The sequence below is a fragment of the Hyphomicrobium nitrativorans NL23 genome (genome assembly GCF_000503895.1).
Taxonomy (GTDB): domain Bacteria; phylum Pseudomonadota; class Alphaproteobacteria; order Rhizobiales; family Hyphomicrobiaceae; genus Hyphomicrobium_C; species Hyphomicrobium_C nitrativorans.
On record NC_022997.1, the window covers coordinates 215,282 to 232,945 of the forward strand.

Sequence of the window (17,664 nt, forward strand, 5' to 3'; positions counted from 1 at the left end):
CAGGGGCGGGCACGCGGGACCACAGTCAGCATTCGCATCGGGATGCGCCAAAACTGGCGCAGGTGCCATCGAGCCTATTGTTCATGCCCATACGGAAACTGGTCGAGCGCGGGTCTTATGCTCCCGAAACGCTGGCCGTCATTTTTGAAGCGTTCGACTCGGCGTGGGCCGAAATCGCGGCCCGTTTCGAGACCGACGACCCGGCCGCGCTCGAACTTGCGCGAAACAGGCTGGCGCAGGCCGTTCTCGCCGTCGCCAAGGCCGATGCGTCGCACGCCTCCGAGCTCAAACTCGAAGCGATCGCAGCCTTCGACCAGATGTCGCCGTTCAAGACCGGCCGGTTGTAGGGCGGCATTTGCTCGCCTTATTCGTCGAGGATCGGGACGAAACCGCCGAAGATCATGCGCTTGCCGTCGAACGGCATCGTTTCGCCCTGCGGCTTCATCCGCGGGTCGGACCTCATTTTCTCGTTCGCAGCGTCACGGACTTCTTTCGACGGGTATTCGATCCAACTGAAGACGACGACCTCATCGTCGGTCGCCTTCACGGCCCCGCGGAAATCCGTCAGCTTGCCGTCCGGCACATCGTCGCCCCAGCCCTCCACGACGCGGGTGGCGCCGAATTCCTTGAAGATCGGCGCCATGCGAGCGGCGACTTCAAGGTAGGCCTGTTTGTTGGCCGCCGGCACGGCCAGGACGAATCCATCCACGTACGTCATGTTGTCTCTCCCATTCTTGGGTTTCTGTGCCGCTCCACCAATGCGGCGCGGCCATCACCGTTCCCCAAGGACGGCCGAGCCCCATGCGATCCGACAGCCGGGCGGCATTTTCGGAAATGACGGGAGCGTTGCGGTCGCATGGCGCGTCCGCAGCTCGATTTTTCGACGGAGAAAAAGAGGAAGAAGATGGAACGGAGCGCGAACGGCAGGGCCGTGGCGATGGTACCGCCTCCCCGGTTCGAACGGGGGACCTCTAGATCCACAATCTAGCGCTCTAACCAACTGAGCTAAGGCGGCCCGGAATGAAGCGTGCTTATAGGAGCGCGGGCGAGCGGCTGCAACCCTCATTGCTGGCCTGAGGCAACATATCGGATCAGGGCGACCTGCTTGACGGCCAGCGCCCTGGCCGCAATGGTCTCGCGCACATGACCCTCAGCACCCCGTCGTCCGCGCCTCCTGGGCCTGCCGGCCCCTTCGACCCGTTCAAGCGCCTGCTGCGGCGGCGTGCGCCCTCGCGGGCGGCACCCGGCTGGGGACTTGCGGTCAGCCTCGCGCTCGCCGTGCTGGCGCTGCCGGTGCTGGCCGTCGTTTATCTCGCGGCAACGCCCGACGAGAACGTCTGGCCGCATCTCGCAAGCTCGGTGCTGCCCGAATCCCTGCGCCAGACGCTGCTGCTCGGTCTCGGCACCGGCATTGTCACGCTTGCCGCGGGAACGGCGACGGCGTGGCTCGTCACGATGTATCGCTTTCCCGGACGGGCGGCGCTCGACCGCCTGCTGGTGCTTCCGCTCGCGATCCCGACCTATATCGCGGCCTACTGCTACGCCGACCTTCTCGATTATGCCGGGCCTGTCCAAACCAGCCTCAGAGCCTATTTCGGCTGGTCGACGCCGCGAGACTACTGGTTCCCGTCGATCCGTTCGCTCGGCGGGGCCATCCTCGTCATGTCGGCGGTGCTCTACCCCTACGTCTACCTCGCCGCCCGGGCGACGTTCGTGCAGCAATCGGTGTGCGCGCTCGAAGTTGCGCGCACGCTCGGCCGCAGTCCGATGGGCGTGTTCTGGGCCGTGGCGTTTCCGCTGGCACGGCCGGCGCTCGCGGCAGGCGTCGCGCTCGTGCTGATGGAGACGCTGAACGATCTCGGCGCCGTGCAGCATCTTGGCGTCGAGTCGCTGTCTGCCGCGATCTACGCCACGTGGCTGCAGCGGTCTAACCTCGGCGGAGCGGCGCAACTCGCAACCGTGATGCTCGGCCTTATCGTGGTGCTGCTCGCTGTGGAGCGCATTGCGCGCGGCGGGGCCAAGGTTCATCACACCACCGGGCGGTACCGCGCCATTCCTTTCCACGACATCCAGGGCTGGCGCGGCTATCTGGCGGCGGCGCTCTGTTCCATTCCGTTCCTGATCGGCTTCGTGGTGCCGTGCCTTCTGCTCGTCCATTACGCGTTCGGGCATTCGGCTGCCGCGCTTGCGGGCGGCTTCCTGATGGCGGCGTGGAACAGCATTCTGCTCGCAACGCTGGCCGCCGTCGTCGCGCTCGGGTTTGCGCTTCTCATCAGCTATGCGCCGCGCGTCGCGCCGGGGCCTGCCACGCGGTTCGCGGTTCGCTCGGCCGGGTTCGGCTATGCGCTGCCTGGCACCGTGCTCGCCATCGGCGTATTGATCCCGCTCGCTGCGCTCGACAACAGCGTGGACGCGCTGTTCCGCACGACGTTCGGCGTATCGACCGGCCTTATCCTGTCGGGCTCTATCGCGGCGCTGGTCTATGCCTACGTCATCCGCTTTCTCGCGGTCGCGCTCGGCGGGCTCGAAGCAGGGCTCGAACGGATTTCCCCGAACCTCGACGCGGCGGCGCGCGCGCTCGGCGAGACGGCGGGATCCGCGCTTTTCCGCGTGCATCTGCCGTTGCTGCTGCCGGCGCTCGGAGCAGCGGGACTGCTGGTTTTCGTCGATGCGCTGAAAGAGCTGCCGGCCACGCTGCTGCTGCGGCCCTTCAACTTCGAGACGCTCGCGACGCACGTCTATGCCTTCGCGGCGCTGGAGCAGATCGAGGCGGGGGCGCTCGGCGCGCTTGCGATCATCGCCGCAGGCCTCATCCCGCTCGTCGCTCTGCACCGCGCAATCGCAGGGCGCGCGGGCAACGCATAAAAAATCCGGGGCGGTTTGCGCCGCCCCGGATCGCGCCCAAAATTTAGAGCAATGCTACTGCTTCACGCCTTCGACGTGGAGGTCGAGATAGACCTCCTTGCCTGCGGGGCCGAGATCGAACGTGATGCCGTAATCGGCGAGGGCCAGCGTCGTGGTGCCCTTGAAGCCGGCGCGCTCGCCGCCCCACGGATCGCTACCGGCGCCGACGAATTCCGCGTCGATGGTGATTTCCTTGGTGACGTCGCGGAGCGTGAAGTCGCCCACGATCTTGGCCTTGCCGTCGCCCGCGGGCTCGATCGACTTCGACACGAACGTCGCTTTCGGGAACTTCGAGACGTCGAGGAAGTCTTCGTTGCGCAGATGCTTGTCGCGCTCGGCGTGGTTCGAGTTCACGCTGTTGGTGTCGATCTCGACGCTCACCTTCGAGGTTTCGGGCGCGCTCGCGTCGTAGCTGAACGTGCCGCCGAAGGTGTCGAAGCGGCCCGTCAGCCAGCTAAAACCCAGGTGATTGACGCGGAAGTTGATCGAGGCATGAGCCCCCTTGGTGTCGATAGCGTAATCGGCCGCGGACGCCGGCGTGGCAACCACGAGGGCTGCGACCAACGCCAGAGGGCTCAAGCGATGCAACATGGAACGTGTCCTTTCTGATCAGGGAAATTCTCAACTTAAGCTCAAACTCGGGGCGGGCCCGACCACATGCGCGTGAGGGTCGGCTTGCGGTCGTGAACGTGATGCTTGAGGGCCGCTAGCGTGTGAACGGCGGCGAGTGCGATAACCGCGTACGAGAGCCACACGTGCACAGCACCTGCCGTGCTCTCCAGGCCGGGGTTGGCACCGGGCGAGGGAATCGCGAACCAATCGAAGACATGGATCGGCCTGCCGTCTGCCGTGGACATGAGATAGCCAGTCACGACAATCGCGAAGAGAAGCACGTAGAAGCTCCAGTGCGCGATGCGCGCGGCGATCCGCTCTGCGGGCGCGAGATCGTCGTCGGAGGGCTTTACGTTCGCAATTCGCCATGCGAAGCGCGCGACAAGGGCGAAGGCGAACAGCATTCCGACGCTTTTGTGCCAGTGCGGCGCGGTGTGATAGAGCGGATCGTAGTAGCCGAGACCGACCATCCACACGCCGAGGCCGAAGAGCCCGAAGATCACGAGGGCGGTGATCCAGTGAAAGAGGCGGCTCACGAGGCCATAGCCCGACGTCGTATCCCGCATCAGCATTTTCTGCTCCCCTCACCTCAGAGCGCGCTCGCCGTTCATTCCGGCATCATCGCGCACGCGGCTCCTCTCAACCTTCCGTGCTAGGTATTGCTGCGTCGCACGCGTTTCAAGACAACCGCTCGCGGAATACGCCGTACGCTGTGCCATGTCAGAAACAGATGGGTCAGAAACAGATGGGTCGGAAACAGATGTGGCCGCAGACGTCGCGCCTGCGGCCACATTTCTGTTCAGCGTCGCAACTCGGACTTAGAGACCGAAGTAGATCCCTAAGCGCGGACGGCGATGATAACGGTAGCCATAGTATCCGGGGCCGCCGTAATAGTAGCGCGGGCGATAATGGCGACGATGGCCATAATATCCACGATGCCGCCAACCGCGCCGATAGCCACGATGCCTATGGCGATAATAGCGGCGCCTCACTTCATGAACGCCGGCATTGTCCGTGGTCGCAAGTTTGCTTGCGATTCCCGCGGCGCCGCTAGCGGGCATGGCCTGAGCAGGCGCCGCAGCGAAGAAGGCTGCACCGGCTCCGAGCATGGCCACAGCGATGAGCTTTCGCATGGCTTTTCCTTTCTACGGTTATTCCCCTGAGCGTCTTACGTGTCTCCAACAGGAATGGATCTTCCAAATGCGCTCTGAGTGGGGCGAGCACGGACCATTCCAGTTCGTTTGCGATGCCCGCAGACGGTCTACGCCGCACAAAGGGTTATGCAAGTCGGCCAACCGCTTTATGCCAGTGCGAGAGATAATCCACGGACACCACCTCTTGCTGACTTAAGCGAAAACTCCCCTTGAGAGTTCCCTAAGAAGAGCCGCATCGTCATTTCACACGCAACCACCTGCAACAACGAAGACGCGCGCGTGTGTATCGAATGAAACGCGTCAGAGATGAACCTAACGTGAAGGGTTCGCGATTTCCGTCGCACAAAAAAGCGGACCTCAGCAAGAGGCCCGCTTTGTCGTGGTTCGCGACGCTGGCGAGAGCGACGAGCCCTCCCGTGGTTTAGAGCGGGATGTTGTCGTGCTTCTTCCAGGGGTTTTCGAGCGTTTTGTTGCGCAGCATATTCAGCGCACGGCAGATGCGCCGGCGCGTGCCGTGAGGCAGGATCACCTCATCGATGTATCCGCGCTCAGCCGCCACGAACGGGTTGGCGAAGCGGCGCTGATATTCGTCAATGCGGACCTGGATCTTCGCAGGGTCGGACAGCTCCGACCTGTAGAGGATCTCGGCCGCGCCCTTGGCGCCCATCACCGCGATCTCGGCCGTCGGCCAGGCATAGTTCACGTCGCCGCGGATGTGCTTGGAGCTCATCACGTCATAGGCACCGCCGTACGCCTTGCGCGTGATGAGCGTGACCTTGGGAACGGTCGCTTCCGCATAGGCGAACAGCAGCTTGGCGCCGTGCTTGATGAGACCGCCGTACTCCTGCGCGGTGCCGGGCAGGAAGCCCGGAACGTCGACGAAGGTCACGATTGGGATTTCGAAGCAGTCGCAGAAGCGGACGAAGCGGGCGGCCTTGCGCGAAGCATCCGAGTCGAGCACGCCGGCGAGCACCATCGGCTGGTTGGCGACGATGCCGATCGTACGGCCTTCCATGCGCGCGAAGCCGGTCACGATGTTGCGCGCGTAGGCTTCCTGGATCTCGAAGAAATCTGCCTCGTCCACGACCTTCAGAATCAGTTCCTTGATGTCGTAGGGCTTGTTCGGGTTGTCCGGGATCAGCGTGTCGAGCGAGTAGTCGGGACGATCCGGGCTATCGGACGTCGGCAGCACCGGCACGCCGGACTGGTTGTTGGACGGCAGGAAGTCCATCAGGCGGCGCATCTGAAGCAGCGCTTCGACGTCGTTCTCGTAGGCGCGGTCGGCGATCGACGATTTGGTGGTGTGAACCTTGGCGCCGCCCAATTCCTCGGCCGTCACGGTTTCGTTGGTCACCGTCTTCACAACGTCGGGGCCGGTCACGAACATGTAGCTCGTGTCCTTCACCATGAAGATGAAGTCCGTCATGGCAGGCGAGTAGACGTCGCCGCCCGCGCAGGGGCCCATGATCACGGAAATCTGCGGGATCACGCCCGAGGCCAGAACGTTGCGCTGGAACACCTCGCCGTAGCCGCCGAGCGCGTCCACGCCTTCCTGAATGCGCGCGCCGCCTGCGTCGAACACGCCGATGATCGGCGCGCGGTTCTTCAGCGCCATATCCTGGATCTTCATGATCTTCTGGGCGTGCGCCTGGGACAGCGAGCCGCCGAAGACCGTGAAGTCCTTGGCGAACACGTAGACCACGCGGCCGTTGATGGTGCCCCAGCCGGTGACGACGCCGTCACCCGGCGTCTTCGACTTCTCCATGCCGAAATCGGCGCAGCGATGCTCGACGAAGGTGTCGAACTCCTCGAACGAATTTTCGTCCATCAGAAGCTCGATGCGCTCGCGAGCCGTGAGCTTGCCCCGCTTGTGCTGAGCTTCGATGCGCTGGATGCCCCCGCCGAGACGTGCGTTATCACGCCGGCGCTCGAGCTCCTCGATGACTTCCTTCATAGGACCCGACCCTGTTTCATGAATGTTCGACGACACGGTATGTCGCCGAGGGGGATAGCACAGGCCTTGGCAGCGGGCCAATGGCGCGTATGGTGCGGCCCGGCGTCGTCCGGACCGGCCGGATTCGGCGCTCACATCAAGGGAGAAGACCGATGGCGAAGGCAATCCATATGATGGTGCGGGTCCTCAACGAGGAACGGAGCGTGGCCTTCTACTCCGGGGCGTTCGGACTGGAGATTGCCGACCGCTACGATTTTGCCGATTTCACGCTGGTTTACCTCCGGAATGCGGAGACAGATTTCGAGCTTGAGCTCACGGTCAACAAGGGCCGGAAGGACCCGTACGAGCTCGGAAACGGCTACGGGCACTTCGCGGTGGCCGTCGAAGATCTGGAAGAAACGCGGGCCCGGATTGCCGAACTCGGGTATTTTCCGAAAGATATCAAGCAGATGATCTTCGAGGATAAGCCTTTCGGCCGCTTTTTCTTTATCGAAGACCCGGACGGCTACAAGATCGAAGTGCTCGAAAAGGGCGGCCGTTTCCGCTGATGGGCCCTTCCTGCCCCCCCTGTCATCCCGGCCAAGCGGGGTGAAGCCGAGGGCGGAGCAGGGACGCGGCACAGAAGCGCAAGCTTCGCATCAGCTAATGCCACTAAGCCTTTGACTCAATGCATCGTTTCATGACCGGCATTTGCCGTTGCACAGTTGCTGCATCGTCTCGTGCCCGGGCCATGCAACGGCTCATGCCAATTGCGGTCAAAGGTGGCACCCCGTGCATCATCCCATGCCTGCGGCATCAGAGGTGGCAGACCCGGCGCAACATTTCGTGCCGGAACCTGCCTCTTCGCCCGACCCCATCCCGGCAGCCTTCGTTTGCCGGCATACGGGCGCGCCTTGCCCGGCGCTCGCCTCGCTTTTCGCGTCGCTCAATCCGACCGGCCCCGAGGCCCGGGAGTGGGTGCAGGCGCTGGCGCCTTGCGGCTTCTGCCGGGTGGCCTTCGAAGCCGAACGGGATAGGCTGAGGCGCCTGCGCCTCGGGCAGCGGGAGCGTGAAATTCTGCTGGGCGCGGCGCGTGCTGGCGTCCTCGTGCTGACGGAGCGCGGCATGGCGCGTTCGCTCAGCGCCAGCCGGCGGCGGGCCGCACAGTCGCTGGGGAAAGCCGGTCTCGTAACGCCGGCTTCGGCCACGCCGAACGGCCGCTCGACCCGCGCTGCCGTCACGCTCACCGACCTCGGCCGCTATGTCATGGCCGCCTACGGCCGCTTTCTGGAGGGGCAAAAGCCCGTCCGCTGGACGCGTCCGGCGGCTGGTGTGGAGTTACCGGGCTGCGATCCGGCCCTGCTTCGCGACGAAGCCTTGGCCCGCACGCATACCGCGCTCCGCACGACGCTGGACGACCTCAAGGGCGTGCTCGTGGCGGCCATTGCGGGACGAGCGAAAGACCCCGACGTTCTCGACCGCATGAGCCGGCATCTCGAACAGAAAGCCACCCTGCTCAAAGCCGTTCTGGAGCCGCTGAGAACACGGCCCGCTCGCGGCTGAGCGTGCGCGTTTGCGCCTTGCGCTGCGGTACCTGGACAAGCCCATTGAACGGCGCCATCGGCAACCCATATTCCGGATGTAAAAGGAAGGCCGGTGCCCGTGAGGGGCCGGAAAGCGGCAGCCGGGTTCGGTGCCGTGTCGTCACACTGAAGGTCGCTTATCGAAAGGACTTTCGAGAATGAGCAGGCTATCCGTACTATCCAACCCGTTTCTGCTCGGGTTCGAGGAGATCGAGCGCCTCATCGACCGGACGGGTAAAGGTGGGGGTGAAGGCTATCCGCCTTACAACATCGAGCGCGTTGCCGCCCACGACGGCGACAAAGAGAAGCTGCGCATCACGATCGCGCTCGCCGGGTTCACCCGCGACCAGCTTGAGATCGTGGTCGAGGACAATCAGCTCATCGTGCGCGGCCGCCAGGCCGACGACAAGTCCCGCACCTATCTTTACCGCGGGATCGCGACGCGCCAGTTCACGCGAACGTTCGTTCTGGCCGATGGGATCGAGGTCAAGGCTGCCGAACTCTCGAACGGGCTCCTCATTATCGATCTCGTGCGGCACGAACCCGACAAGCTCGTTCGCAGGATCGAGATCGGGACCGGCGGTGGTTGACGCGGCGATTCGACGCAAGACCCGGCAGGATCATCGTTTTCTGCTCTGTCAGATGCCCGCCCGCTACAGCCAAGCACATCGAATCGTAAGAACATGGTCCGACGTGGCGAAGGATTTCACCGGCCTCGTTCGTTACCATGACGAATACCTCGAGAGAGGAGGAGTTGCGTCATGAAAGAGAATACGACGAAACGGCTCACGGCTAAGCAGCGCCAGAAGGCGCAGCCCGTTGCCGCCGTTATGAGCGACATCGAACTCGCGCGCCTCGGAGGCGGGCAGGTCGCCTATATCAAGACCCTGTCTTCCGACGAAGCTCTGCAGATGTTTCCAGCCATCGAGGATCTGCCGCGCGGCATCCACCTCTATGCCCTGCACGCGGCAGACGGAACGCCGATCGCGCTGACCGATACGCGTCAGGCGGCGCTCAGCCACGCGATGGACGGCGAACTTGAGATCGCGAGCGTTCACTAACGCTCGAAGCGAAACGCATGAAGGCGGGTCCTGCACACGGCAGGGCTCGCCTTTTGTCGTTCATGAGCGGATTTATTGTGAAGCATGAGTCTCGCAGGCGTCGAGCGCCTGCTGACGCTTCTGCAGCTCTACACGCCACTGATCGGGAGCGACGCCGCCACACCAGTCGATGTGACGCTTGAGGTCAGGGGTCCATTCGTCGCCGGTGAAGCCGCAGGCCCTCTGCTCGTTCTCCTGCTGCTGCTGGATCGCAAGCTTGCCGTACATCTCGCAATTGGCTTGAGCCGCCGCGTGGCGGGCTCCTCCACCCGCCGCGAAAATGGCAGCGGCACAGCCAGCCACGAAAAGACGCCGTGAAAACATCGCTCGACCTCAATCCTGATTCAGAGCGCAATCCATTTCGATTGAACCGAGATCACGCTCTATCTCTTTAGTGAGACCGACTATCACGCTTCAGGCTGATAGGGCCTGAAGCGATCATGGTCTCTTTTGTCAGACCGATGATTCACGCTTCAGGGTGATAGGGCCTGAAGCGATCATGGTCTCGCGGAATTGGGAAGATTACGGACGTTCGGGGCGCGATCATGGCGCGTCCGGCACGGAGGACCGCTCAGCCGGCCATCCGCGCCTTGATCTCGTCGAGGACGCCCTGGGTCGCGGGCGACCAATCGGCGGTATTCGACGCGATGAGGCAGGCTTCCGAGCGCAGGATTAGGCCGTCGTCGAGAATTCTCAAACCGTTCGCGGCGAGCGTCGTGCCTGTCGTCGTGATGTCGACGATCAGCTCCGCCGTGCCGGCTGCGGGCGTACCTTCCGTCGCGCCGAGGCTCTCGACGATGCGATAGTTGGCAAGCCCCCGGGCGGCGAAGAAGCGCCGCGTCAGGTTCAGGTATTTCGTCGCCACGCGATACCAGCGGCCGTGCGCGCGGCGAAAGGGCAGCGCGATTTCCGACAGGTCCGCCATGGTGCGGACATCGATCCAGCAATCCGGCACGGCCACGATGACGTCGGCGCGGCCGAAACCGAGCTTCTTCAGAAACGTGACGCGCGTCGCCGCGTCCGACATCTGTTCGCTCACTAGATCCTCGCCGGTGACGCCGAGGTGTATGCGGCCGATCTTCAGGTTCCAGGCGATCTCGGACGCGGAGATAAACGCGACGTCGACACCCGGAAGCTCGACGATCTCGCCGCGATAGCCGCGCTCGTTGCCGGTCTTGCGCAGCGTCAGCCCCGCTTGCGCGAACGCGGCCGCGGTCTCGTCCATCAGGCGGCCTTTCGAGGGCACGCCGAGGATCAGCTTTTCAGTCGCGGCCCCCGTCATGGCGCATCTCCGTTGAGGGCTGCGAGCAGGCGATCGGTGTGGACCGCGGCGCCCACCGCCGGCACGTGGCCGGGCGCGCCGACCGCCTTCAGAAGGTGATCGTATCGGCCGCCACCGGCGACCGGGCTTCTCGGGCCCAGATCCTTCGTCACGACTTCGAATACGAAGCCCGTATAATACTGCAGCGCGCGACCGAACTCGGCCGAGAACGTCGCGCGGTCGAGATCGACGCCAGCGCGCGACATCAGTTCCAGCCGCCACTCGTGCGCGCCGACCGCCGCTTCGATGTTGATGCCCATCTCGGCGGCGAGCGCGCGGACGCGCTCCGGCGATTGACGGGCCGGCACGACAATTCCGACGTAGCTCTGGATAAGAGCGGCCGTGCGCGCGGGCAGCGGCTCGGCGCGGGCGTCGGCCACACGGTCGAGCAGGCATTCGGTAATCTCAGCCGTCGTGCGTGCGCCGAGGGCCTCGATGCCGTTGGTGTCGAGATAGGCGGCAACGGCGCTTTCGGCGGCTTCCGGATCGTCGGGATCGAGCGCCTCGCGCAGCGGCTTCGGGATGTGCTCGGACACCGCGCCGGGCGATGTCGTGAGCCGTTTCAGCTCCGCCTGAAAGGCAGGGGGATGCCAGAAATGATGCGTGAGGCGGCGGCGCCAGCGGGCCGGCATATCGGCCGCACGCAGGATCGCGCGGAGAAGGCCGAGATCACCGAAGCGGAGCGCGTAGCCGGTGAGGCCCGCGGTCGCGAGGCCGCCTGCAATGGTTGCGACGACCTCGGCTTCCGCCTGTTCGCGATTGGCGTTGCCGAAACTCTCGATTCCGGTCTGGCGGAATTCGCGCGTGTGAGCGAGGTCTCCGCCCATGGGCTGAAAGCGGAATGCCGGGCCGTTGTAGCTGTACTTGGCCGGAATGGCCGCTTCGGGGTGGCGCTCGACGTGCAGCCGGCAGGTTGGCACCGTGAGATCCGGTCGCATGCACAGCTCGTCTCCGTCCGGATCGGTGAAGACGTAGGTGCGCGCTCGCAAGGTTTCGCCGACCACGTCGAGGAACACGCCCGCGGGCTGGATAATGGCCGGAGACACGGCCTCGTAGCCCGCCCGCGTGAACACGGAGAGCAGTGTCTGGGCGGAGGCTTCCAATGCCTCGAATTGTTTCGCCGTCTCGGCGGGCATGAAGAGTCCTTGGCAATAGCCCGGAAAGAGTGCCCGAGCTTTTGGAACGCGATCACGAGTTCAAGTGACGGCGCAGCTTACGATTCCTGCGTCAGGCTGATAGGGCCTCGCGCCATGCCGGTCTAGAGTTCTTCCGATCCGACGCAATCGGATCGGACGCTCTAGTGTTTTGTTGAGACCGATGATTCACGCTTCGGACTGATAGGGTCCGAAGCGATCATGGTCTAGGGGGGACGGAGCTGACGAGCAAGAATTCACCCAGCGATTGGTTCACACGAACGCGTGCCGGGAAGAATAGGAAATGTCGTCGCTTGCCACCCCTACGGCGTCAAGAAGCCGGCCTATGACGCGCCAGAATTTCGCGGACGGCCTCGACGAGATTCGCCACGGGCACCGAGATCTGCGCGGGGCGCGCCTCTTTCCACTCCTTGTTGTCGGAGATGACGGCGGCGGCTTTCGCGCCCTCGATCAGATCCTTCAGGATGACTTCGCCCGCTTCGCGCTCGGTCGAACCCTGGATCACGACGACGGGGGAGCCGCGCTTGTCGGCGTATTCGAGTTGCCTGCCGAACTTTTTCGGATTGCCGAGATAGAGTTCGGCGCGGATGCCCGCGTTGCGGAGCGTCTGCACGAAGGATTGGTACTCGGCGAGACTGTCGCGATCCATCACGGTGACGACGACGGGCCCCAGCGCGGGCGCGGGGGCGCGGCCGATGGCGGCGAGTGCGGCCTGCAAGCGCGAGACGCCGATCGAGAAGCCGGTGGCCGGGACCTTCTGGCCGGTGAAGCGGGCGACGAGGTCGTCGTAGCGGCCGCCTCCGCCCACCGAGCCGAAGCGGACGGGGTTGCCCTTGTCGTCGGTGGCTGGAATCAGGAGTTCGGCTTCGAAGACGGGGCCGGTGTAATATTCGAGGCCGCGGACGACGGAGGGGTCGATGGCAACACGGCCATCGCCATAGCCAGCCGCCGTGACGAGCGACCAGATGGTGCGCAATTCGTTCAAGCCTTCAACGCCGACGGCGCTCGCGCTCAAGCGTGCGCCTAGCGTCGCGAGTTGTTCGTCGATGCTCGCTGCCGCGGTAAAGATCGACGTGACGGCCGCGATCTGAGCCGTATCGAGGCCCGCGCCTTTGGTGAAGTCGCCGCTCTCGTCCTTTCGACCCGGACCCAGCAAGGCGGTCACGCCCTCAACGCCGAGGCGGTCATATTTGTCGAGCGCGCGCATCACGGTCAGCCAGCGCTCGTAGTCTTCCGCCGCCGCGAGGCCGACGGTCTCGCGCAGGCCGTCGAGCAATTTGCGGTTGTTGACCTTGATGACGTACTGGCCGCGTTCGATGCCGAGGGCTTCGAGCGTGTCGGCGGCGAGCATGCACATCTCGGCGTCGGCCGCGACGCTCTCGGCGCCCACGGTGTCGGCGTCGAATTGCGTGAACTGGCGGAAGCGGCCGGGGCCGGGCTTCTCATTGCGCCAGACGGAGCCTGTCGCGTAGCGGCGGAAGGGCTTCGGCAGGTCCTGGAAGTTTTCAGCCACGTGGCGGGCGAGCGGCGCGGTCAGGTCGTAGCGCAGGCTGAGCCACTGCTCGTCACCTTTCGTATCGCGCGCCTCCGGCGCGACATCCTGAAAGCTGAACACGCCCGCGTTGGGGCGGTCCTGGTCGGGCAGGAACTTGCCGAGCGAGTCCGTGTACTCGAAGGCGGGCGTCTCAAGGGGCTCGAAGCCGTAGCGCTCGTAGACGGCGCGGATCTTCTCCAGCATGGCCTGCGTCTCGCGCAGCTCCGCCGCGCCGATGTCACGCATCCCCTTTGGAAGGCGCGCGACGGGCCGGCGGTTGACGTCTTTCTCTTTCTTGGCCATGGCGATGCGGCGTTCCGATAGAAGTTGCTGATGCGGCTATGATTAAGCGTGCGGCCTTATAGCGGATCGGCCGGGGCCGGAAAAGGTTAGCGGCCATGCGGCCTGACGCAGCCTTTCGTTTCGCCGCAGAAATCGGTAGAAGATGCCGTCATGACAGTGGTTCTCGATACCATACAGGGCGCGCGCGCGGAGGCACCGGCCGTCAAGCCGTCTCTGGCAGGACTTTCCCGGGCGAAGCTCGGGGAGGCGCTGGCGGCTGCCGGGGTGCCCGAAAAGCAGATCCGGATGCGCACGACGCAGCTCTGGCGCTGGATCTACGTCTCGGGCGTCACGTCCTTCGACCAGATGACCGACGTCTCGAAGACGCTGCGCCAGGCGCTCGAAGACCGCTTCACGCTCGACCGGCCGGAAATCGTGACGGAGCAGGTGTCGGTGGACGGCACGCGCAAGTGGCTGCTGCGGCTACCGCGCCGCGGGCACGAGGCCCGGGCACCCGAGATCGAGACCGTCTACATTCCCGAAAGCGACCGCGGCACGCTGTGCATCTCGTCGCAGGTGGGCTGCACGCTGACATGCAGCTTCTGCCATACGGGCACGCAGAAGCTCGTGCGCAACCTCGAAGCCTCCGAGATCGTCGCGCAGATCCTGCTCGCGCGCGACCGCATCGGCGATTGGCCGGGCGCGGACCGCCCCGACGATCAGGGCATGCTGCCCGCGGCCGACCGCAAGATTACCAACGTCGTGCTGATGGGCATGGGCGAGCCGCTCTACAATTTCGATAACGTGCGCGAAGCGATGGAGATCGCGGCCGACGGCGAGGGCATCTCGCTGTCGAAGCGGCGCATTACGCTCTCGACATCCGGCGTGGTGCCGGAGATCGCCCGCTGGGGCGAGGAGGCGGGCACCATGCTCGCCATCTCGCTGCACGCCGTCACGGACGAACTCCGCAACGAGTTGGTTCCGATCAACAAGAAGTATCCGATTGCGGAACTCATGGACGCGTGCCGGAACTATCCGGGCCTCTCGAACGCGCGGCGCATCACGTTCGAATACGTGATGCTCAAGGGCGTGAACGACAGCCTGGCCGACGCGAAAGCGCTCGTGCGCCTGCTCTCCGGCATTCCCGCCAAGATCAACCTCATTCCGTTCAACCCCTGGCCGAACTCGCGCTACGAGTGCTCGGAGTGGGAGACGATCGAGACCTTCGCGGACTACGTGAACAACGCGGGATACGCGAGCCCGGTGCGCACGCCGCGCGGACGCGATATTCTCGCCGCTTGCGGGCAGCTGCGCTCGGAAAGCGTGCGTCTCAGGGCGCGCGAACGCGAGGCCGCGGAACCGGCCACTGCCGCTTCGGGGGGATGATGGGCACGGTGCTGAGAACGATCGGGCGCCTCCTTTGGGTCGCCATCGCGTTTCTGATTTCCATGCTCGCGGCGATGATCGTGCTCACCACGCTCGGACTCGAAACCATCACGCAGGCGATCTCGAACGTCGACGACGCGGACTTGATGTTCGACGCCTACGATTTCTTCTGGACCGGGACGCTCGTGCTCTCTGGCGCGACATTGATCCCGGCACTGTTGATCGTCGTTGTCGGCGAGGTGGGCCGCATCCGCTCCTGGCTCTATTACATGATCGGCGGCGGCGCTGCGCTCGTCATCATCCCGCTGCTGGCGCGCATCGACCCGGCGGCGATCCACCAGCTCGCGCTCCCTTCCATCTGGCAGGTGTTTGCCACGGCTGGGTTCGCGGGCGGCATCGTCTATTGGCTGCTCGCCGGGCGAAACGCTTAGTCTGGCGACTCCCGAACCGATCCGTTTATAAATGCGCACGGCGCGCTGTTTCGTGCCATCCGCGTCTCTAAGGGGTCCAAGGTCGCCGGGGGGCGATTTTATGTTCGTTGGCATCGTCAGGTTCGTGCTGGGCTTCGCCGCCGCGGTTCTCGTGGCCGGCCTCGTCCAGGTGCTGTTCGTGGCGGGGTTCGACGGCGTCCGCACCGGCGGGCCCGTGCCCATCGAGAGCATGGGGCTGCTGATCCTGCTCGCGGCCACCCAGTCGGCTGTCTTCGCTGCACCCTTCGCAGCTCTGGCTGCCATCGTCGCGGCTTGGTTGCCAACCCATTCCCGGCTTTATTTCCTGGCTGCGGGGCTCGTCATCGGACTTGGCGGCTTCTTTGCCCAGCACGTGGGCGAATCCGGTCCTCACACCATCCTCAACCGCTACGCGCTCACCGCGTATGCCGTGTCCGGCCTCGCTGCCGGGTTCGTTTATTGGCTCGCGGGGGTGCAGAAGCCTTCTCGGAAGGCGCCCACATCCTCGGCGTAAGGCCTTCGATGGTGTGAGGCGAACGGGCATTGTCATCCGGAACGTTCCGGCCTATATTGTGCACTGCACAATCGCAGTTGCGATATCGGAGGCGCAAGCCGATGACCTATGCCGTCGATCCCGAACTCACCCGGCGTTTCACTGAGAGCTGCACGACGGCCGCGTTCGGGTATGCGCGCGCCGCAACCGCGGCCTACGCGGCCTTCGCGACGCAGGCTCTGGATTTCTGGGCGCAGTCGGCCAAGGGCCTGGAACGGGACGATTACAAGCCGTCCGCGCCGTATCTCGTGACCGGCCCGCGCAACTATCGCTCCGCCCTGACGCCAGCGCCGATAGAAGCGGCGATGCCGTTCGATTTTTTTCGGCTCTCCAATACGGTGACGGCCTCCCCGATGTTCGCGCCGGTGCGCGCCTGGTGGGGGCTCTTTCCGCTCGAAGGCGATCCCAAGAGCTGGCCGATGGCCTATGCCATGATGACGGCCGGGGTGCCCCGCGCCGTGGCGCTTCCCGCCGCCGAAGCCAATATGGCCGCGATGGAAGCGGCCGAGGTCGCCTCCACTTCCATCGACCGCGTGTTCGCGAGCTACCGGACCGAAGGCGGTTTCGCGATGTCCTCGGTCACCGCGCCCTCGAAAGCCATGCTTCAAGCCTTCTTCGTCGCGCCGTTTGCGACGGCGGCGAAGCTTCCCTGGGCGGCATAAGAGCCGGACCTTATTGAAATCGCCCGGAAAAAGAGGCGAGGCGACAGCTTTCGCCTCACTCGCTGCTGGTCTTCGGCGGAACCGTCGTCGTCACCACGGCACCACCGGCCGGGAACGCGGACGAAAACGAGCCGAAGCCCGGCATCGATCCGCCGCTCGGCGCAGGTGCTTTTGCTGAGACGGGGCTCTTCGGAGCCTGCTCGGCTTTCGGAGCCGGAGCCGTGGCGGCCGTCTTCTCAGCCGGAGGCGGTGCAGCGGCCGGCTGTTTTTCCGCGACCGGCGCTGCTGCCGCGGGCTTGGCGGGCGGCGGCTCGACGGCGGCGGCCTTCGCGGCCGGTGGAGCTGCCGCAGGCGGTGGCGCCGAGACCTTGACGGGCGCTTCGGGCGCCTTCTTTTCCGCGACGGGCGGCGTCACGACCGTCGGCGCGGCCGCAGCAGCGGCCTTCGGCTCAGCGTTCGCCGGAAGCGTGCCGGTCTCGGTTGCCGCGGCAGGCTTGGCGGCGGGGGCCTTCGGCGTCTCGGCGGTCTTCTTTTTCGGAGCTGGAGTCTTCGCCTTCGCCGTGCTCTTCGGCGGCGCAGACGGGCGGGCGACGCAACGGGCCGGCAGAACCGTTCCGTCCTGCAAGGATACGTCCGCGATCCAGGCGCACGTGTTGAGGTCGCGGCACGCCGCTTCGAAAAGCGGGGTACACTGCGCGATCGCAGCCTCCACGGCCGGATCGGCAGCCGCAGGCTCGGCTGTCGCGACCGTCGGCGGCGTATTGGCCCAGGGCAGAACCTCGTTGGCTGCCAGCGGCATGGTGCCGCTCGCAATCGCCCCGAACACGGCGGCGGCCCTCAAAACGGAGGTCGTCGTCGTTTTCACCATGCTGGTTCCCCCAACCCAATGGTTTGTCATCGGCATTTGGCGCGAACCGTAACGGGTTCCAGGCAAAAAAACACGCACAGATGATGGTGAATTTCCCGTACGTAGCGTAAGGCTGCGGCGCGGCTTCAACTTTTGCTGTGGGTGACCCGCCCCGCGTCCGCCTTGCCGG

General features: G+C 64.8%; 20 protein-coding genes and 1 tRNA gene. 11 read left to right on the forward strand and 10 right to left on the reverse strand.

Annotation, left to right across the window (positions count from 1 at the left end; translation table 11 throughout):
• The first annotated feature begins 83 nt into the window (after positions 1 to 83).
• Complete coding sequence (locus W911_RS00965; RefSeq protein ID WP_023785642.1) at positions 84 to 347, forward strand: hypothetical protein; 264 nt, start codon at positions 84 to 86, stop codon at positions 345 to 347.
• A 17-nt stretch (positions 348 to 364) separates the two neighbouring features.
• Here the strand turns inward: W911_RS00965 and W911_RS00970 are convergent, their stop codons facing one another.
• Both W911_RS00970 and W911_RS00975 read right to left on the reverse strand, forming a co-directional pair.
• Positions 365 to 718: a DUF1428 domain-containing protein gene (locus W911_RS00970; RefSeq protein WP_023785643.1), complete on the reverse strand. Its 354-nt coding sequence runs from the start codon at positions 716 to 718 to the stop codon at positions 365 to 367.
• A gap of 220 nt (positions 719 to 938) precedes the next feature.
• Positions 939 to 1,015: transfer RNA gene (locus tag W911_RS00975), tRNA-His, on the reverse strand.
• Between the two features lie 128 nt (positions 1,016 to 1,143).
• On the opposite strand from W911_RS00975, the gene W911_RS00980 reads away from it, so the two are divergent.
• Positions 1,144 to 2,865 (forward strand): ABC transporter permease, encoded by a 1,722-nt coding sequence (locus tag W911_RS00980; protein WP_023785644.1) that lies wholly within the window; start codon positions 1,144 to 1,146, stop codon positions 2,863 to 2,865.
• A 54-nt stretch (positions 2,866 to 2,919) separates the two neighbouring features.
• On the opposite strand, the gene W911_RS00985 is transcribed toward W911_RS00980, so the two are convergent.
• From W911_RS00985 to W911_RS01000, 4 genes are all read right to left on the reverse strand, one after another.
• Positions 2,920 to 3,495, reverse strand: a complete 576-nt coding sequence (locus W911_RS00985) for a YceI family protein (protein ID WP_023785645.1) — start codon at positions 3,493 to 3,495, stop codon at positions 2,920 to 2,922.
• Positions 3,496 to 3,536: 41 nt separating this feature from the next.
• Positions 3,537 to 4,082 carry a cytochrome b gene (locus W911_RS00990; RefSeq protein ID WP_244438557.1) on the reverse strand — a complete coding sequence of 182 codons (546 nt, stop codon included), beginning with the start codon at positions 4,080 to 4,082 and terminating at the stop codon, positions 3,537 to 3,539.
• A gap of 252 nt (positions 4,083 to 4,334) precedes the next feature.
• Positions 4,335 to 4,649, reverse strand: coding sequence for a hypothetical protein (locus W911_RS00995; protein WP_023785647.1), 315 nt, complete (start codon positions 4,647 to 4,649; stop codon positions 4,335 to 4,337).
• A 442-nt stretch (positions 4,650 to 5,091) separates the two neighbouring features.
• Complete coding sequence (locus W911_RS01000) at positions 5,092 to 6,624, reverse strand: acyl-CoA carboxylase subunit beta (RefSeq protein ID WP_023785648.1); 1,533 nt, start codon at positions 6,622 to 6,624, stop codon at positions 5,092 to 5,094.
• 152 nt (positions 6,625 to 6,776) lie between these two features.
• Here W911_RS01000 and W911_RS01005 point away from each other — a divergent pair, with 152 nt between their 5' ends.
• The 5 genes from W911_RS01005 to W911_RS01025 all read left to right on the forward strand — a co-directional run bounded on the left by W911_RS01005 (position 6,777) and on the right by W911_RS01025 (position 9,604).
• Complete coding sequence (locus tag W911_RS01005) at positions 6,777 to 7,172, forward strand: VOC family protein (protein ID WP_023785649.1); 396 nt, start codon at positions 6,777 to 6,779, stop codon at positions 7,170 to 7,172.
• Positions 7,173 to 7,449: 277 nt separating this feature from the next.
• A complete protein-coding gene (locus W911_RS01010) occupies positions 7,450 to 8,166 on the forward strand; it encodes a hypothetical protein (RefSeq protein WP_210163471.1) in 717 nt (238 codons plus the stop codon).
• Between the two features lie 178 nt (positions 8,167 to 8,344).
• Positions 8,345 to 8,776 carry an Hsp20 family protein gene (locus W911_RS01015; RefSeq protein ID WP_023785651.1) on the forward strand — a complete coding sequence of 144 codons (432 nt, stop codon included), beginning with the start codon at positions 8,345 to 8,347 and terminating at the stop codon, positions 8,774 to 8,776.
• Between the two features lie 171 nt (positions 8,777 to 8,947).
• Entirely contained in the window at positions 8,948 to 9,247 is a 300-nt protein-coding gene (locus W911_RS01020; RefSeq protein ID WP_023785652.1) for a BQ00720 family protein, read from the forward strand.
• 84 nt (positions 9,248 to 9,331) lie between these two features.
• Complete coding sequence (locus W911_RS01025; RefSeq protein WP_023785653.1) at positions 9,332 to 9,604, forward strand: hypothetical protein; 273 nt, start codon at positions 9,332 to 9,334, stop codon at positions 9,602 to 9,604.
• A gap of 253 nt (positions 9,605 to 9,857) precedes the next feature.
• On the opposite strand, the gene hisG is transcribed toward W911_RS01025, so the two are convergent.
• From hisG to hisS, 3 genes are all read right to left on the reverse strand, one after another.
• On the reverse strand, positions 9,858 to 10,568 hold the full coding sequence (gene hisG, locus W911_RS01030; RefSeq protein WP_023785654.1) for an ATP phosphoribosyltransferase: 711 nt from the start codon (positions 10,566 to 10,568) through the stop codon (positions 9,858 to 9,860).
• Positions 10,565 to 11,743 (reverse strand): ATP phosphoribosyltransferase regulatory subunit, encoded by a 1,179-nt coding sequence (locus W911_RS01035; RefSeq protein WP_023785655.1) that lies wholly within the window; start codon positions 11,741 to 11,743, stop codon positions 10,565 to 10,567. The genes hisG and W911_RS01035 overlap by 4 nt, the downstream gene beginning before the upstream one ends.
• 328 nt (positions 11,744 to 12,071) lie before the next feature.
• On the reverse strand, positions 12,072 to 13,598 hold the full coding sequence (gene hisS, locus W911_RS01040; protein ID WP_041316103.1) for a histidine--tRNA ligase: 1,527 nt from the start codon (positions 13,596 to 13,598) through the stop codon (positions 12,072 to 12,074).
• A gap of 150 nt (positions 13,599 to 13,748) precedes the next feature.
• Here hisS and rlmN point away from each other — a divergent pair, with 150 nt between their 5' ends.
• From rlmN to W911_RS01060, 4 genes are all read left to right on the forward strand, one after another.
• On the forward strand, positions 13,749 to 14,963 hold the full coding sequence (gene rlmN / locus W911_RS01045; RefSeq protein WP_023785656.1) for a dual-specificity RNA methyltransferase RlmN: 1,215 nt from the start codon (positions 13,749 to 13,751) through the stop codon (positions 14,961 to 14,963).
• A gap of 8 nt (positions 14,964 to 14,971) precedes the next feature.
• Positions 14,972 to 15,394 carry a hypothetical protein gene (locus tag W911_RS01050; protein WP_144083468.1) on the forward strand — a complete coding sequence of 141 codons (423 nt, stop codon included), beginning with the start codon at positions 14,972 to 14,974 and terminating at the stop codon, positions 15,392 to 15,394.
• Between the two features lie 100 nt (positions 15,395 to 15,494).
• Positions 15,495 to 15,926, forward strand: coding sequence for a hypothetical protein (locus tag W911_RS01055; RefSeq protein WP_023785658.1), 432 nt, complete (start codon positions 15,495 to 15,497; stop codon positions 15,924 to 15,926).
• Positions 15,927 to 16,027: 101 nt separating this feature from the next.
• Positions 16,028 to 16,627, forward strand: coding sequence for a hypothetical protein (locus W911_RS01060; RefSeq protein WP_023785659.1), 600 nt, complete (start codon positions 16,028 to 16,030; stop codon positions 16,625 to 16,627).
• A gap of 55 nt (positions 16,628 to 16,682) precedes the next feature.
• Here W911_RS01060 and W911_RS17985 read toward each other — a convergent pair whose 3' ends face one another.
• Positions 16,683 to 17,495 (reverse strand): hypothetical protein, encoded by an 813-nt coding sequence (locus W911_RS17985; protein WP_144083469.1) that lies wholly within the window; start codon positions 17,493 to 17,495, stop codon positions 16,683 to 16,685.
• Between the last annotated feature and the right edge of the window lie 169 nt (positions 17,496 to 17,664).

Bases quoted from the DNA above. Each gene is read 5' to 3' on its own strand.
- W911_RS00965 (WP_023785642.1), top strand. From the start codon at position 84: ATGCCCATACGGAAACTGGTCGAGCGCGGGTCTTATGCTCCCGAAACG.
- W911_RS00970 (WP_023785643.1), bottom strand. From the start codon at position 718: ATGACGTACGTGGATGGATTCGTCCTGGCCGTGCCGGCGGCCAACAAA.
- W911_RS00980 (WP_023785644.1), top strand. From the start codon at position 1,144: ATGACCCTCAGCACCCCGTCGTCCGCGCCTCCTGGGCCTGCCGGCCCC.
- W911_RS00985 (WP_023785645.1), bottom strand. From the start codon at position 3,495: ATGTTGCATCGCTTGAGCCCTCTGGCGTTGGTCGCAGCCCTCGTGGTT.
- W911_RS00990 (WP_244438557.1), bottom strand. From the start codon at position 4,082: ATGCGGGATACGACGTCGGGCTATGGCCTCGTGAGCCGCCTCTTTCAC.
- W911_RS00995 (WP_023785647.1), bottom strand. From the start codon at position 4,649: ATGCGAAAGCTCATCGCTGTGGCCATGCTCGGAGCCGGTGCAGCCTTC.
- W911_RS01000 (WP_023785648.1), bottom strand. From the start codon at position 6,624: ATGAAGGAAGTCATCGAGGAGCTCGAGCGCCGGCGTGATAACGCACGT.
- W911_RS01005 (WP_023785649.1), top strand. From the start codon at position 6,777: ATGGCGAAGGCAATCCATATGATGGTGCGGGTCCTCAACGAGGAACGG.
- W911_RS01015 (WP_023785651.1), top strand. From the start codon at position 8,345: ATGAGCAGGCTATCCGTACTATCCAACCCGTTTCTGCTCGGGTTCGAG.
- W911_RS01020 (WP_023785652.1), top strand. From the start codon at position 8,948: ATGAAAGAGAATACGACGAAACGGCTCACGGCTAAGCAGCGCCAGAAG.
- W911_RS01025 (WP_023785653.1), top strand. From the start codon at position 9,332: ATGAGTCTCGCAGGCGTCGAGCGCCTGCTGACGCTTCTGCAGCTCTAC.
- hisG (WP_023785654.1), bottom strand. From the start codon at position 10,568: ATGACGGGGGCCGCGACTGAAAAGCTGATCCTCGGCGTGCCCTCGAAA.
- W911_RS01035 (WP_023785655.1), bottom strand. From the start codon at position 11,743: ATGCCCGCCGAGACGGCGAAACAATTCGAGGCATTGGAAGCCTCCGCC.
- hisS (WP_041316103.1), bottom strand. From the start codon at position 13,598: ATGGCCAAGAAAGAGAAAGACGTCAACCGCCGGCCCGTCGCGCGCCTT.
- rlmN (WP_023785656.1), top strand. From the start codon at position 13,749: ATGACAGTGGTTCTCGATACCATACAGGGCGCGCGCGCGGAGGCACCG.
- W911_RS01055 (WP_023785658.1), top strand. From the start codon at position 15,495: ATGTTCGTTGGCATCGTCAGGTTCGTGCTGGGCTTCGCCGCCGCGGTT.
- W911_RS01060 (WP_023785659.1), top strand. From the start codon at position 16,028: ATGACCTATGCCGTCGATCCCGAACTCACCCGGCGTTTCACTGAGAGC.
- W911_RS17985 (WP_144083469.1), bottom strand. From the start codon at position 17,495: ATGGTGAAAACGACGACGACCTCCGTTTTGAGGGCCGCCGCCGTGTTC.